Origin of the sequence: Pseudomonas sp. DP-17 (genome assembly GCF_022380625.1) — a bacterium.
GTDB lineage: Bacteria > Pseudomonadota > Gammaproteobacteria > Pseudomonadales > Pseudomonadaceae > Pseudomonas > Pseudomonas nitroreducens_A.
This window is the reverse complement of sequence record NZ_JAKSXG010000018.1, coordinates 121968-135005: the sequence shown is the minus strand read 5'-3', so window position 1 is coordinate 135005 and position 13038 is coordinate 121968. Positions and strand designations below refer to the sequence as shown.

The 13038-nt window shown below is 54.5% G+C and carries 14 protein-coding genes; 11 read left to right on the top strand and 3 right to left on the bottom strand.

Annotation, left to right across the window (positions count from 1 at the left end):
- Positions 1–14: 14 nt before the first annotated feature.
- Complete coding sequence (locus tag MJ122_RS27740) at positions 15–848, bottom strand: hypothetical protein (RefSeq protein WP_239746927.1); 834 nt, start codon at positions 846–848, stop codon at positions 15–17.
- Between the two features lie 278 nt (positions 849–1126).
- On the opposite strand from MJ122_RS27740, the gene MJ122_RS27735 reads away from it, so the two are divergent.
- Positions 1127–1471, top strand: a complete 345-nt coding sequence (locus MJ122_RS27735; RefSeq protein ID WP_192225770.1) for a hypothetical protein — start codon at positions 1127–1129, stop codon at positions 1469–1471.
- A gap of 219 nt (positions 1472–1690) precedes the next feature.
- Here MJ122_RS27735 and MJ122_RS27730 read toward each other — a convergent pair whose 3' ends face one another.
- Positions 1691–2536 (bottom strand): replication initiation protein, encoded by an 846-nt coding sequence (locus tag MJ122_RS27730; RefSeq protein WP_024766578.1) that lies wholly within the window; start codon positions 2534–2536, stop codon positions 1691–1693.
- 1335 nt (positions 2537–3871) lie between these two features.
- On the opposite strand from MJ122_RS27730, the gene MJ122_RS27725 reads away from it, so the two are divergent.
- From MJ122_RS27725 to MJ122_RS27680, 10 genes are all read left to right on the top strand, one after another.
- On the top strand, positions 3872–4384 hold the full coding sequence (locus MJ122_RS27725) for a hypothetical protein (RefSeq protein ID WP_024766579.1): 513 nt from the start codon (positions 3872–3874) through the stop codon (positions 4382–4384).
- Positions 4385–4508: 124 nt separating this feature from the next.
- Positions 4509–5642: an AAA family ATPase gene (locus MJ122_RS27720; protein ID WP_239746926.1), complete on the top strand. Its 1134-nt coding sequence runs from the start codon at positions 4509–4511 to the stop codon at positions 5640–5642.
- Positions 5643–5863: 221 nt separating this feature from the next.
- Positions 5864–6829: a ParB/RepB/Spo0J family partition protein gene (locus MJ122_RS27715; RefSeq protein ID WP_239746925.1), complete on the top strand. Its 966-nt coding sequence runs from the start codon at positions 5864–5866 to the stop codon at positions 6827–6829.
- Positions 6830–6831: 2 nt separating this feature from the next.
- Positions 6832–7143 carry a hypothetical protein gene (locus MJ122_RS27710; protein ID WP_024766582.1) on the top strand — a complete coding sequence of 104 codons (312 nt, stop codon included), beginning with the start codon at positions 6832–6834 and terminating at the stop codon, positions 7141–7143.
- 528 nt (positions 7144–7671) lie between these two features.
- Entirely contained in the window at positions 7672–8556 is an 885-nt protein-coding gene (locus tag MJ122_RS27705) for a hypothetical protein (protein WP_239746924.1), read from the top strand.
- A 276-nt stretch (positions 8557–8832) separates the two neighbouring features.
- Positions 8833–9198 carry a histone-like nucleoid-structuring protein, MvaT/MvaU family gene (locus MJ122_RS27700; protein ID WP_024766585.1) on the top strand — a complete coding sequence of 122 codons (366 nt, stop codon included), beginning with the start codon at positions 8833–8835 and terminating at the stop codon, positions 9196–9198.
- A gap of 1062 nt (positions 9199–10260) precedes the next feature.
- Positions 10261–10485: a hypothetical protein gene (locus tag MJ122_RS27695; protein ID WP_239746923.1), complete on the top strand. Its 225-nt coding sequence runs from the start codon at positions 10261–10263 to the stop codon at positions 10483–10485.
- A gap of 39 nt (positions 10486–10524) precedes the next feature.
- Positions 10525–10809, top strand: a complete 285-nt coding sequence (locus MJ122_RS27690; protein WP_239746922.1) for a hypothetical protein — start codon at positions 10525–10527, stop codon at positions 10807–10809.
- A gap of 187 nt (positions 10810–10996) precedes the next feature.
- On the top strand, positions 10997–11302 hold the full coding sequence (locus MJ122_RS27685; RefSeq protein ID WP_239746921.1) for a hypothetical protein: 306 nt from the start codon (positions 10997–10999) through the stop codon (positions 11300–11302).
- Between the two features lie 9 nt (positions 11303–11311).
- Complete coding sequence (locus MJ122_RS27680; RefSeq protein WP_239746920.1) at positions 11312–11818, top strand: hypothetical protein; 507 nt, start codon at positions 11312–11314, stop codon at positions 11816–11818.
- On the opposite strand, the gene MJ122_RS30215 is transcribed toward MJ122_RS27680, so the two are convergent.
- Positions 11770–12996 (bottom strand): site-specific integrase, encoded by a 1227-nt coding sequence (locus MJ122_RS30215; RefSeq protein ID WP_239746919.1) that lies wholly within the window; start codon positions 12994–12996, stop codon positions 11770–11772. The two genes, MJ122_RS27680 and MJ122_RS30215, sit on opposite strands and share 49 nt — an antisense overlap.
- Positions 12997–13038: the final 42 nt, after the last annotated feature.

Sequence of the window (13038 nt, the reverse complement as noted above, 5' to 3'; positions counted from 1 at the left end):
TCTTCGGTATTTGCTCATCGATCGGTCGCCGGCAGCGGGTTGTGCAAGCGGTCGAACCGTTCCAAAGCCGCGAGGCTGGTAGCCGCGGCCATTACCAGATTCTGCCGTTGGTGCTTGAACTTGAGGCTGGCCTGGTCCCAGGGCCAGAATGGGCGGATCGTCCGTATCAAGTCCGCAGCCCCCATCGCATAGCACCCAGCTGCCCGGGCCAACTCAGCAACTGACAAGCGATCGTCGTGCGCAGAAGTGAATCCTTCCTCATCCTGCTGGCGCCGGCGCTCACGGATAACGTCCAGGAGCGCGGCCGTCATCTCCTGGCCCGAGGTGCCTGCGATGATTCGCAGCATCCCCAGTACACCACTCTTCCTAGGCATCATTGAGGGCTGACGTCCGATGGCTGCCCAGATTTCTGTCAGCGTCACCACTCCTTCGTCTTCCACCAGAGGCGCGCGTTCTTCAGCTGTGTCTGCCTGCAGTGCTGCAGACAACATTTCCGCACAGCGCATCCCAAGACCAGGACTCTCGTCCTGCGTCCTGAGCATCCATGCAGCCGCTTTAACTACCCCTGCCAAAGTCAGATTTGCGGTCCAGCCCCCCTTCTGCACGTTTTCAGCTTCCGACTGCTCTGCGAGCAGATCTGGAAGTGAATCTCCAATTCTGCCCATCAGTTCGTCGAGCTTTGCATGCCATTGCGGGTCCACCGCGTTCTCCTTGCATTGGGCAACCTCCCACAAGAGCTGGATTGCCTGGTGCAACAGGACAACCTCTGGTTGGGGAGCTTCCGATGGTGTTGACAGGGAAGCAGTCGAGGTCGGAACACCAGGTCTTGAAGCGAGGGCTTGGTACATAGGCGTTATCCTTAGAGCCATTTTTCAGATCGCCGAGCGGCTGACTACTCATCAGGCTAAATATCGCTTTGGAAATCCCAAGGGCGGGACAACATCAAGCTTCCGAGATCGCCGCGATCGCAGGTCAGCTTTTCCTCCCTAAAAATGGCTGGAAATCAGATTGCCAGTAGCTGGCAAGAGATTTCTCAGCGGTGCAACGCGTCTGCTGCATTCACGCTTGGGTTGCTCAACATTCGCGATAGTCTGGGTCTACAACTGGATGCAGCAACGAGGATGAAATGGGAAATACTGATCCTGAACTTGAATTCGCTGGACCAGCAACTCAGCCAAGCGGATTGGTTGCTCTTTGCGAGCAAGGCATCGTCTCGTCGCTCTCAAGATTTCTTGCAGAGGGTGTCGACGTCGGGGGTGTTCACCTGGTGAGAACTATTGCAGTTGTTTCCTTGGACCTTGGGACTGCCGGCGCCTTCCCTATCGTGATGATTGATCATCATGACGATGACGACGAAGCGATGAGATTTTCTGTTGCCGTATTTTCTGCCCTCAGAAACCAGGGTAAAGCGAGTTCCGAGCAGGTCGCTCGATGGCGACGTGCGCTGTTCGCGGTTGTCCCGAACTACTAGCATTGGCCTTAGAATGACAACGGATGACGGCAGCTACTTGGACCGACACTCGGCGGCTGCTCCTGCCTAACGACAAAACGACTACAAATTACGGCACCTATTCATTTCGGTTGCCTGCCTGGATTGGCAAACGACAGACCTACAACGAATGACGGCCAGATGCCGGGTATAAAAAAACCCGGCTATGCCGGGTTTTGATGTTGCTACTAGCAACACTTCTCAATGCATCTCAGCGTCCGCCATCTCATGATCCTCATTCAGCAGCTCGCCAAATGCGTCAGATAGCGGCGTGTCGCTGTCCCAGCTCCCAGGAATGAATTCGGGTTGGTCAGGCAGAACCAAAGGCATCTGCACTGCGTCCTTAAAGGCAAATTTGATTGCCTTCACCTTGCGCCCGGCCTTCTGCAACTCGTAGGTCACGATCAGACCACTCTTGGCCTCCAGCTCCTTAACCGCAGGATCAATTACCCGCTGCCGCAGGTTGTTGAACCGCTCGTAGGCTCCGTCTAACCCAAGGGCCTCGCGCAGCCGATCTACTTCGATGTGCGCCCAGCCTGTACTCCGGAACTGCATCAGCATTTCGAACAGTCGATAGCTGTTGGTCGACTCAAGCTGGGCGACTCGGCGGAGATCGTAGGTGGTTACCCGTTTGGTCAAGTGCGAGAGGTATGGCATCACGTGAACGGTGAAGTACAGATCCACCCGCCCTTCCCCCGTCACGTACTTCGCACGATCAACCCAGCGCTTCCGGTCCATCCCTTTGTTGTCGTAGGTCTTGATGTCCCGCTCGTAAAGGGAGTCCGCGGCTTCCTTCATGTACTCGTAGCAGTGACGGAGTGGGATGCCGTAGATCTTGGCAAAGTCGGAGGCATAAACACTGATCACCTTCTCCATCGGCTTGCGCGGATCCTGCTTACAGATGGCAGCCAGTACCAAGCGCTGCTCTTGCAAGGTCAGTTTGTACGAAGCCTGGATGAGGTCATTGGACTTGGAAACACGTAGCGGCCGCTGGTCCTTATCCTTCGATTTAGAACCAGGTTGTTCTTGCTCGATGTTCGCGGTCATTTGGGCTCCCCCCGTATGCCGCATAGACTACCGGCACTTAGCTTTGTAGTCGATAGACCTCATGTAAGGTCGGGCTGGACATTTCAACAGCCGGAAATCGTAGTCGCTTGCTCATTGGATTCGACTTCAGATTCCGGCTATTGAAGTACAAGCATATGATTTCCCTATCAGTTTGTTCCTCCTGGAGCCCTAACCACGTCTTCAATGCCAGGATACGTACCGGAATCTGTAGTCGATGCGATCCACCGAGGCTCTCAAACCTCGTGGTGGCGCCACCGCTACCGGGATCTGTAGTCGCGACTGGGACAGAACTCACGAAAAGTCACAGCCGGTTTCTGTAGTCGCTTAGCAACGAGCCGGAATCTGTAGTCGATTGCCGCTGAGGATTTCCCCAACTCTAATACCGGAATCTGTAGTCGAGTCAGGAAGCCATCCTTTTTCCGGCCGCGATCCCATATCTACTCACAGCCGGAATTCGTAGTCGATTAGATATTATCCTTATAAAACAGGTAGTTACGCATTAGCGACAGGGCGCCAAAGCCGTACTCGCTGCTTTCCTGCAAAAATTCGGTTAGAAATGAACCCACGCATTGGCCTGATCGTGCAGCTGGTGGTGGTCCTGGCCTAGTTCAACACCTAGCCATACCCGGAATGTGTAGTCGTAGGAGCTCCCAGAATGCGCAGCCGGAATTCGTAGTCGATTCAGCCAATCCCTAGTGTCGCATGGGTTACGCCCATTCCAGATCCGGGACTCCATGCGCGGGCCGGAATCTGTAGTCGATGAACACAGATACAGGGTCGCCCCTACCGGAATCTGTAGTCGTAATTTCGTTCCAGAGGTACATCGGCCCGGAATCTGTAGTCGTTACGATGTCAAATTGGCCAAAGTTCACTCACCATGAAACGCCTACCGCTCTATCAGTCATAATTCGGTCTTCCGACCTTCGCCAAGCGCCCGTTTCAGTCACACGCGCTGCTCAAAATTGGTGCATGACCTGTGGATAACAGCCGGTAGTTGTAGCTTTTCGCGCCGGATACTGTAGTCGTGAACCCGCGATCCGTAGTCGTAAGCAGGGAATCTGTAGTCGTAATACCGGTTCTTGTAGTCGATACCCTTCTGAAAGCCCCGCCCCACAAGGCCTCCAGCCTGCTAAAAACAAGAGAAAAACAAGAAAAAACAAGAGAAAAACAAGCTCTAAAAAGGTTTCTGAGGGTTGGCGGTTCAGCGTTTGAGCAAGATTTTTCAATTCAGGCCGAAATTCGGTCAGAAAAGGCCGCTACCGCCCTACCCCACTCCACAGAATTGTCCGGAACACCCCAATCCGGAGCTACTGGATGTCTGCAGAAGAAAAACAGCCACTAGAGCGATTCCTGGAAGCGCTCACTTTGATCACGCCTCACAAAGCAGAGGCGCAGCACGGCGCCAATCATCTTCATCATTGCGTTCAAGTCGGCGGTACCACCGCTTCGGATGTACAGAAAGCTATGAAGATCATCGATGAAATCGGTATTTCCTACACCGGCGGCCCTGTTTACGGTCTGAACGACTGGGAGCTCAAGACGGAAGGACTCCATGATGTACAGCTGTCCTTCAATTCGCGGGGAATTCTCGACGTTGCCTTAGCGAAAATCGACACACCCTACTTTGAACCCATCCTGGAACGGCTCAATGAGCAACTGGATGTGGTGACAGAGATTGAAGGCCAGGCCGGTTTCACGTCAGTAACCTATCGACAGGGCGATCTCGAGGTAACCCTCGAGAATGATGGTCTGAGCGATCGCTTCTCCATCACGGTCTCAACCTTCGGCTACAGAGCTGATCGGGCTCTGCTTCCACGTTATGCCTAGTAATCTGAGTTCAGTTCAGGTTTTCGCGCATAAATCAGACGAAAGCCTGAACTGAAAGCTTTGGGTTTTGGAAATCCGGAACTATGATCTCCTTCGATGCAAAACTTGATGCCGAAGGTGGATGATGAATACGCACGTCGAACACGAAGAAGAGATGCAAAACTACGTCGACTGGGAGCAGGTCTACTACACACCCCAATTCGCAGCGGATTGCTTTGGGTTGACCACCAGAAGGCTTAAGGATATCGAGGAAGAAAACGGCATCGATATTCCTCGTGTCCCCCGCGGTACGGTGACTACTCGCGCGTATCGCCCTTCTGACCTCTTCAAGATTGCAGCGATTCGTCGCCAGCGGGGTTACACGAAACCTCTGCAGAAGCAGGTCGTAATTTCTGTATTCATTCATAAGGGCGGAACAGCCAAGTCGACCAACGCCACCAACCTGGCTATTCAACTACAGCTTTCCGGGCAACGTGTCTTAGTCATCGATAACGATCCTCAAGGGGACACGTCGAGTATGTTCGACTACGACGCTGACCTCAGTTACGAGGATCTTGAGGCCTTTGGGATTCCCAAGGACCGAATTGTGGATGGCCACTTGGGCAACTTAATCGCTCCCCTCCTCCGCATGAAGCCGTTTGAGACCAAGACCCTCGAACAGGTAGTCAAAATGCCCTTCGGCGCCGATGGTCCTCACATCATTCCCGCTGACAACTCGCTCGAGGATCTGAGCATCGCACTGGATGCTGCAAATAACCCCGATTTTTGGTACTCGGAATGGATCAAGGCTGGTAACTCCGGGAAGCTTCCAAACTGCGATCTGTCGGTGTACGACGTGATCATTTTCGACAATGCACCGGCAGCGTCGAGGCTGACGAAGAACTCAGTAGCTGCTTGTGACCTGCAGCTCTGCCCCATTCGTATGGATAAGCTTTCGTTCCGCGCACTGAATCGCCTGAATGACTGGCTGCTGCGCTTTGCTGAGGATTACAAACGAAGTCCCGCACTGGCCGTTATTCCAACAATGTTCATCCGTAATCGGCCGCGAATTCTTCAGCACCTTGCCCTGCTCAACGAGTACTTCCCTGGACGAGTTACTCAGGAAAACCTGTATTTCTCAGAAGACTATTCGAAGGCCATGGATCAAGGGTTTCCTTTGCTCCTCTGGAGGAACGCTAAGTCCGATACCTTGGAAGCAGCTCGCAAGGTGTACCAGGAGATCCTTCAAGTCGTTCAGAAGATCGGCCAGGCCTCTTGAGATGGGTGTTGCTAGTAGCAACACTGGCCAAGGCGGACATCAAGAGAACCGGAAATCCGCCCTCGCCTCCGGCTGTTGCTAGTAGCAACACTGAAGCAGAAAGCGTGGTCAGAGGAACTGTTGCTAGTAGCAACACTCGCCAGCACTAGGCAGCTGATGAATGACGAACTGCGCAGAATCCAACGGCTGTTGCTAGTAGCAACACCCCTAAGGAGAAAAAGATGAAGTCGAGCGACTATCCAGGTCGAGCAAAACCAGGTGGCATGGTTGGGGTACGAAAACCCGCCCGGGTAGTTGGTGATGGCGAGAGTCCAGCACAAGCACCAACGCCAAGCCCCATTACACCGGTACAAGAAAATACCTTAATCCAACCTATGGAAGGGGAGTTCATCCTCGCTAGTGAGGCAGCGCTGCAAGATATCGGTGTAGACCAGATCGTCCGGTCGCCGTACCAGCCGCGCCTCACTTTTAATGAACAAGCCCTAGAGGAGCTCGCAAACTCTATCCAAGCCATGGGCCTGGCGAAGCCCATCCTGGTCAGACCTCTCCCAAACGGCATGTACGAGTTAGTCGGAGGGGAACGCAGATGGCGCGCAACGAAGCTGCTGGGCCTATCGAAAATCTCAGCAATAGTCCGTCCGATGACCGATACGGTCGCAATGGTCCTAGCCCTGACTGACAATGAGCAAGAGGACCTGACTGACTATGAGCGGGGGAGGGCGTACCAAAACGCTCTGGAAAGCGGAGATACGTCACAACGCGCACTCGCACGCCAACTCGGCATCAACGTCTCGTCTGTAAGCCGCTGCGTTGCAATGATGTCTCTCCCGGATTCAGTTAAGGCCATCCTTGATGATAAGCCATGGCTGATCACGCTTAACTACGCTCCGAAGTTCGTCGCCTTTGGTGAGCAAGATCCTCAAAAGCTCAGCGACGTGGTGAAGAAAATGGCGGAGGAGGGCATGCAGCAGGAAGCTGCGCTGCGCTACCTGGCAAAGCCGGAATCCCCTCAGTCACCAAGACACAGAACTCAAGTTCAAACCATTCAAGGTATTGGGAAACTGAAGGTTGCAGGTGACAAGCTGGAGCTCACTATCGAAAAAAGCATCAATCCCGAGAAACTAAACTCCAAACTCCAGGAGTTTCTTGCTTCGCTCGATGCCACCGAGCTTCAGGCTGGAGATTGAAAATGGGACTGATTAAGATCCGGCACGATAACGGTGCAGAGGAGGTTTTGAGTGCGCAAGCGCTCAAGACCAATGCGATCCTGTCGATAAGCAATGGCCGATTCGTCATTGCGTTTGAAAGCATGTCAGGGGTGTCGATTCTGGTGGACCCAGAGTCGCCGGAGCGCTTCGTGATGACGCTTCCTTCAGACAAACAGGAAAGTAGCCCTACAATAACTGGGGATATATCAGAAATTGATGGCCTTGAAGATGTCATCATTTCCATCACAAAATCGCTTCAAAGCAGGGGAGGGGAGGAAGCTCTTCTGCATTAGTTCGGTTACATGCTATTTCGAACGTAAAAGTTGCAGGAAATAAGCCGACAAGTATTTGACGATATTTTAACGTCGGTCGTTAGATCATTTTTACAGGAAGTGAGATACGAATCGCGGTAATGGCAATTGGTCATTACCTGAAGTTTTGTAATATATTGTCTTAGCGTCACAAGGAGCGACGCATGAAACTGCCATACGCTCGAGGAACCGGCCGAGACAAACCATGAACAGCTCGAAAACGCCACACGTCGTACGGAGGATGCCGTACTGGGAAAACCCGCCGGAGCCAGGCCAGGACTTGCGTGAGCTCCAATGGGGCGTGTTGGAAGTACTTTCCGACAACTCCGTGCAATTCGTCAAAACTGAACCTGATCCCCAGGCTCTGCAGGCCCTCATCGACGAAATAGAGTCGATGTCAAACCAAGAGTAGAGTCGGACCAATTTCCCGCAATATTGTTGCTGAAAAAGAATCAAACTTTATCCGGCGACAACATAGGCTGCATCGAAGACCAACCATGGGAGCCTTCGATGCAGACCTCGGTCCTTGAGTACCACCCATTCGCTAATATCTTCCCGCTCCTATCGGGGGCTGACTACGACGGCTTTAAGGCCGATGTCCAGGAGCAAGGTCAGCTCGAACCCATCATCCTGCTCGAAGGCAAGATTCTCGACGGCCGCAATCGCTACCGGGTCTGCTTAGAGTTAGGAATGGATCCGATAACCAAGGATTTTGAAGGTGATGATCCGCTCGCCTTTGTCGTCGCTCTAAATCTCCGCCGGAGGCACCTGACGACAGCACAGCGGGCTTTGATAGCTGTTGAGCTTGCCAAACCCCCGAAAGGCGATAGCGATGCAACAGAGCAATCTGCGCGCATCCTCCTTCCAAACGCCGCAAAGACGATGAATGTCTCCCCGAGATCCGTCTCATCCGCAAAGCGAGTTATGCGGGATGGAGCTCCTAAGCTCGTTAGTGCGGTAAAAAACGGTGAGGTGAGCATCTCGATCGCTGAGCAGTTGGTGAAGCTCCCCATCCAACAGCAGGACGAACTGTGTGACCGAGGCGCCAAAGCGCTGCGCTTGGCTGCACAGCGTATGAAGCAGCCGAAGGACGACTCGGTAGATTGTTTCTCCCAAGCCGCTCCAGAACACCGAGAAGAACCCCAACCAGAAAAACTTGCGTTGCTACCTTCTGTCGACACGAGCGCAAAGTCAGAGCTTTCAAGAAAGCCATCTGCACTGCTCCTCTTCGAACTTGCTGATTCTGGAATGCAAGAGGGGCGGGAAGCAGCAAGTGTGGTCGAGGAGATTCTCGACGCAGTCGACGAAGGTCTAGACCTGCAGCTGCTGGCATTCACAACTGAGGTAGCAGTGCTACTCAGAGACAGAATTAGGAGCCGGGTCTACCGGCGATAATTTTTTGTTGGGATTCATCCCTGGTGTGATTGGATAAAGGTGACGGTGGAATGAAGTCACTGACATCACAACGGATGTAACCGAAAAGGCATAGCAAAGGAATAATGAGGTGTCGCATGATTCAGCAGATTCAAGTTACAGTTAAGTACCCTGCATACATCGCTTTCGGCATCCTCTTTGGTTACAGCGTAGCCATCTGGATCGGAGCAATCTGAACAAAGTCGTGGCGAACGATAATCGTTTTATATAAGATCGAAAGAATTTAAGGAGGACTCCATGTCTATCGTTCACGAATATCGCAATACCGAATCTGAAATTGAACGTCTTCAACAGCACCTGGAGAAGCTCAAAGGAAGTGAGCAGCTGCAGAAGGAGCTCGAGTTCGAGAAGAAGCTTCGTGATCTCATGGAGAAACATCAGAAATCGCTGCGCGATGTGATCAGCCTTCTCGATCCGGATAGCAAGCTGAAAGGTCAGGTGACCAGCGGCCAGGCTGACTCCCGTCGCAAACCCCGTCAGCTGAAAACCTATAAGAACCCCCATAACGGGGAAGTCATCGAAACTAAGGGTGGCAACCACACTGGCCTGAAAGCCTGGAAGGCAGAGTACGGTGCAGAAGTCGTAGACAGTTGGCTTCAGTAACATTATCGAATCGACAAAAGGCCGAAAGGCCTTTTGTCGTTTATAGGGGTTGAGAAATGCAACCTGGAAAATCGAAACAGATCCTGGTGATCAACGGTCCTGCAGCCGGCCAGCTGTGGCACCGCGGCCGGTCACCATCGCGGCTATACGAGGGTGATGGTGACATTTTCAGGTACTGCATCTCACTGGATACAGCTGGAAATGAACGATGGTCCTGCGTGAAAATCGACCAAGATAACGACAAACAGGTGTAGGACGTCATTCAACATCTCTGAGGAATCACGCGGATGGATCTCCAATGAACATTGGCCCCAGAACACCAGAGTTGGTGGAAATATCGCCTCAACTTTCTGCGACATTGATGAGGCTCGTAGAACAGATTGCCCTTGAAAGTGACCCCATCCAGGTCCACGTTCAGACTGGCATCGTCCAAGGGTATTACGATGCACTCTTGGCCGTAGGTATGTTGTCCGTATACAACCATCGCACTCTGCGGAACACCGCTGCCAAACGGCGGGACTATCGCCTGGGGCAACTCAAATCAACTGACAGTCTTGCTGCAACTGAGCCCGGCGAAGGGCGTACTCGATTACCCGCACTGACAATTGTGCTGCCACCACATGCACGGGAGCTGCTCATGGAGTTCCGGGCGGCAGTGGCATCGCAAGTCCGCGTTGGAAGAGGGGAGGGCGACTCCACAGCCGATAGAGAATCAATGCTGGAGCGGGCAGTTGCATTAGCGTTCGAGGTTGAACAGGCTGCTGTCACAGCTGAGCAAAATGAGCCGGTGAAGTCGGCGTAGAAACCCCCATGTCGCCTAATACCAACCCCGAAGCACACCGCCAGAATAAGCTGGTAGAACTGCGCCACACCCTGGCCATTGCAGTGCAAGCGTCTGAGGCCTACGTGAGCATATGGTAGCAGTGCGTCTTGGATGGGCGGCTGATCGAGCAGGGGGGCAACGGGGTACTTAGCGAGGACTGCGCAGCTTTCGCCGAACAGGTGCAAGCGAGCTTTATATATTGCCGGCCGCCGGCCAACGACGAGTAAGGTACCCGCCCCATGATGATTGATGCCACCCCATTCCTGCCGTTCCTCGCCGCGATGCAGCAGGCCGAGGCGGAACTGGCCGCCTCTGATGCCGAGTTTGTCGAGCTGAGCCGGTCGGAGCAGCAAGCCCAGGTCGATCACTTCTGGAACCGCGACCAAGCATCGCGGAAGGCGCATGACGCCGCGCGCGATGCGCTGGTGGCTGCGCTCCGTGCTGCCGTGGCCGTCACGAACTGAAAGGAACCCGCCCCTATCGGGCATCAAAAGGAGAAACCCATGCTTGAGAAGCGTCAGTACCAGCCCATTAACGGCCAACACCCGGTTGAATTCATCGTGTCGGTGGCATCCCTTCAGGTCGAACTGAAAAGTCCCTGGCTGCGCATGCGGTCCCTGCTGGGGCGAGTGACCTTTACCGATGACACCTTCAGCCTTCAGCAAATCCCCGTCGTCAACGTATTTGGCGGCACTGAAAATCAATGGTGGGAAATCAAGCTGCGCCCCGAAGATGCGGCCGATCTGAAAGCGCTGGTCGAGTACGCGAAGACGGTTGCCCAGGCATAACCCGCGATTCGCTTCGTATAACGGGCAGATTGATAAATAGCCCCCCACGAAAGCCCGCCACCCGGCGGGCTTTTTGCTGACCACTGGCAGCCAGTAGTGCCATTACTGGTACGCCACTAGGGCCAGTATTGGTGGCAGAGCGAAGCGGGCTATTATTTGGGCTTTATTTTTCAACAGGAGCGCAGCCATGTCCGGCGGCTACTATCCCGACCACGACTACGAGCTGCGCCGGCTCAATGAGGATGACGGCCTGGACCCAATCCCGGCCTACTACCTGCGCGGGCGTGACCTGTTTCGCGCCCAGCAGCTGCTGCCGAGCAATCCTGTCTGCCGCTTTGAAGGCTCCCCCGTGGGCCACGTCGAGCTGAACAACAGCCTGGAACCGTTCCGCGTCATGTCCGGGCCGCACCCCTTGGGCACCATTGAATTGGCAGATGGCATCTATACCACCGTGGATGGCCAACGCTACCTGCTGCGAGCGATCCAGCTGTGAGCCTGCACTGTGCGTAAACGCCCCTTCAGCGCATACGCCCACTATCTGTTGCGTGACGCCGCCGGCGCCGACGCGGGCCAGATTCGCGACGGCGTGTACCGGGGACGGGATTTTCAGGTGACGCCGCTGACGCCCTGGGATGGCGTGGTGCGCTCGGTGGACGTGGACCCGCCCGAGCTGTTTCAGCGCTCCAATCGGGTCGGGGTGATCCTCGGAATTAGGTTGGTGTTCAATTCCGGCGAGGTGGTGCGACTGGTGCCGCTCCCGCGTGGCGACGATCAGCACCGCGCGCCGAGGATCGAGGACGCCGACCAGTTCCGCGCCCTGCTGACCGCCCAGGAGCTGGCCGAGGATGCCGGCGACGTGGACCGCGCCACCGGCATCGGCCAGCGGCTGGACCTGGCGGCGTTCTATGAGTGCCCGCGCTGCCACAACGACATCACCGGTCGGGAGGCCTGCGCGCTATGTCAGGGAGATGGATTCGTCTGGGAAGGGATTGAGGAATCCTCGAGCTGAACACTGCCGGCATCGCCACTCAGGAAGCTGTGCCACATATCCATCAGCAACCGACGCTTTTCTAAGAAATCACTTCGGTTGTAGGCCGCTTCAACTTTTCCTGCGACTCGGTGCGCCAGTGCCATCTCGCAGACTTCCCTGGGAACGCTCGTATCTTCTGCTGCCCATGTCCGGAAGGTTGATCGGAAGCCGTGAGGAACTCCTTTTGGTGCCTTCAGCTTCGTGAGTGCGCGCCCGATAGCATTGCTCGGTAACGGCCCCTTTCCGCGTGCATTGGGGAACAACCATACGGTGTGCTTCCCTTCCACCTGGTTGATGACTTCAAGCATCCGATCGGTAATTGGGACCCTGTGGGTGCGGTTGTTCTTCATTCGCTCAGGTGGAATCGTCCAGATGCGCGTTTCGAAATCAAACTCTGCCCACTGTGCACCGCATACCTCTCCGTTACGAAGAACCGACAGGATTACCAGTTCAGCTGCCCGTGCAGCTGGTCCATCGATGCTGTCGAGCTGGCTAAGCGAAGCCCTTGCCTCTAATGGAGTGGCAGCAAGGAAGGGGACACTTGTACGGATCTGCTTTGGTAGCAGTTTGTCGAGATGTCCTCTCCAGCGCGCAGGGTTCTCTCCATCGCGCAGCTTGCGAGCTTTAGCTGCGTCCAAAACGAGCTCGATTCGATTTCGCACCCTTCGGGCGGTCACCGGAATTTTCATCCAGATCGGCTCGAGGACCTCAAGAACGTCCTCGGTGTCGACATCTGCCGGGCGCATGGTGCCGATCACAGGCAGGACATAGTCTGCGAGAGAATTCTCCCACTGCTGTCGGTGTTTCTTGCTCCAAGCCTGAGCGTGGGTCGCGATGTAGCGGCCGGCTTCATCCTCGAACGTTACGCGATTACGGTTGACCTCTTCCGCCTGCAGCCGCTGTTGTCGTTTCTCAGCCTGAGGGTTTGTCCCCTTAGCGATCTGCAGGCGGTACTGATCCGCAGCAAGGCGTGCTTCCTTCAAGCCGACATTGGGAAAGGCGCCTATCGTCAAATCTAATCGATCACCGCCGAAACTGTAGCGAAAGAGCCAAGTCTTGGTGCCATTTTGTCGAATCTTCAAAATTAGCCCGCGACCATCTCCGTATGAACCCGGACTGGTTTGATCCTTGACGAATGCGGCAGTTAGCTTTGACACACGAGGCCTTTGGTTCTGCTGGTGAAGTTGTTGCTAGTAGCA

Coding starts and splice junctions, on each gene's coding strand:
- MJ122_RS27690 (WP_239746922.1), top strand. CDS start 10,525: ATGCTTGAGAAGCGTCAGTACCAGCCCATTAACGGCCAACACCCGGTT.
- MJ122_RS27735 (WP_192225770.1), top strand. CDS start 1,127: ATGGGAAATACTGATCCTGAACTTGAATTCGCTGGACCAGCAACTCAG.
- MJ122_RS27725 (WP_024766579.1), top strand. CDS start 3,872: ATGTCTGCAGAAGAAAAACAGCCACTAGAGCGATTCCTGGAAGCGCTC.
- MJ122_RS27695 (WP_239746923.1), top strand. CDS start 10,261: ATGATGATTGATGCCACCCCATTCCTGCCGTTCCTCGCCGCGATGCAG.
- MJ122_RS27705 (WP_239746924.1), top strand. CDS start 7,672: ATGCAGACCTCGGTCCTTGAGTACCACCCATTCGCTAATATCTTCCCG.
- MJ122_RS27720 (WP_239746926.1), top strand. CDS start 4,509: ATGAATACGCACGTCGAACACGAAGAAGAGATGCAAAACTACGTCGAC.
- MJ122_RS27710 (WP_024766582.1), top strand. CDS start 6,832: ATGGGACTGATTAAGATCCGGCACGATAACGGTGCAGAGGAGGTTTTG.
- MJ122_RS27715 (WP_239746925.1), top strand. CDS start 5,864: ATGAAGTCGAGCGACTATCCAGGTCGAGCAAAACCAGGTGGCATGGTT.
- MJ122_RS27685 (WP_239746921.1), top strand. CDS start 10,997: ATGTCCGGCGGCTACTATCCCGACCACGACTACGAGCTGCGCCGGCTC.
- MJ122_RS27740 (WP_239746927.1), bottom strand. CDS start 848: ATGTACCAAGCCCTCGCTTCAAGACCTGGTGTTCCGACCTCGACTGCT.
- MJ122_RS27730 (WP_024766578.1), bottom strand. CDS start 2,536: ATGACCGCGAACATCGAGCAAGAACAACCTGGTTCTAAATCGAAGGAT.
- MJ122_RS27700 (WP_024766585.1), top strand. CDS start 8,833: ATGTCTATCGTTCACGAATATCGCAATACCGAATCTGAAATTGAACGT.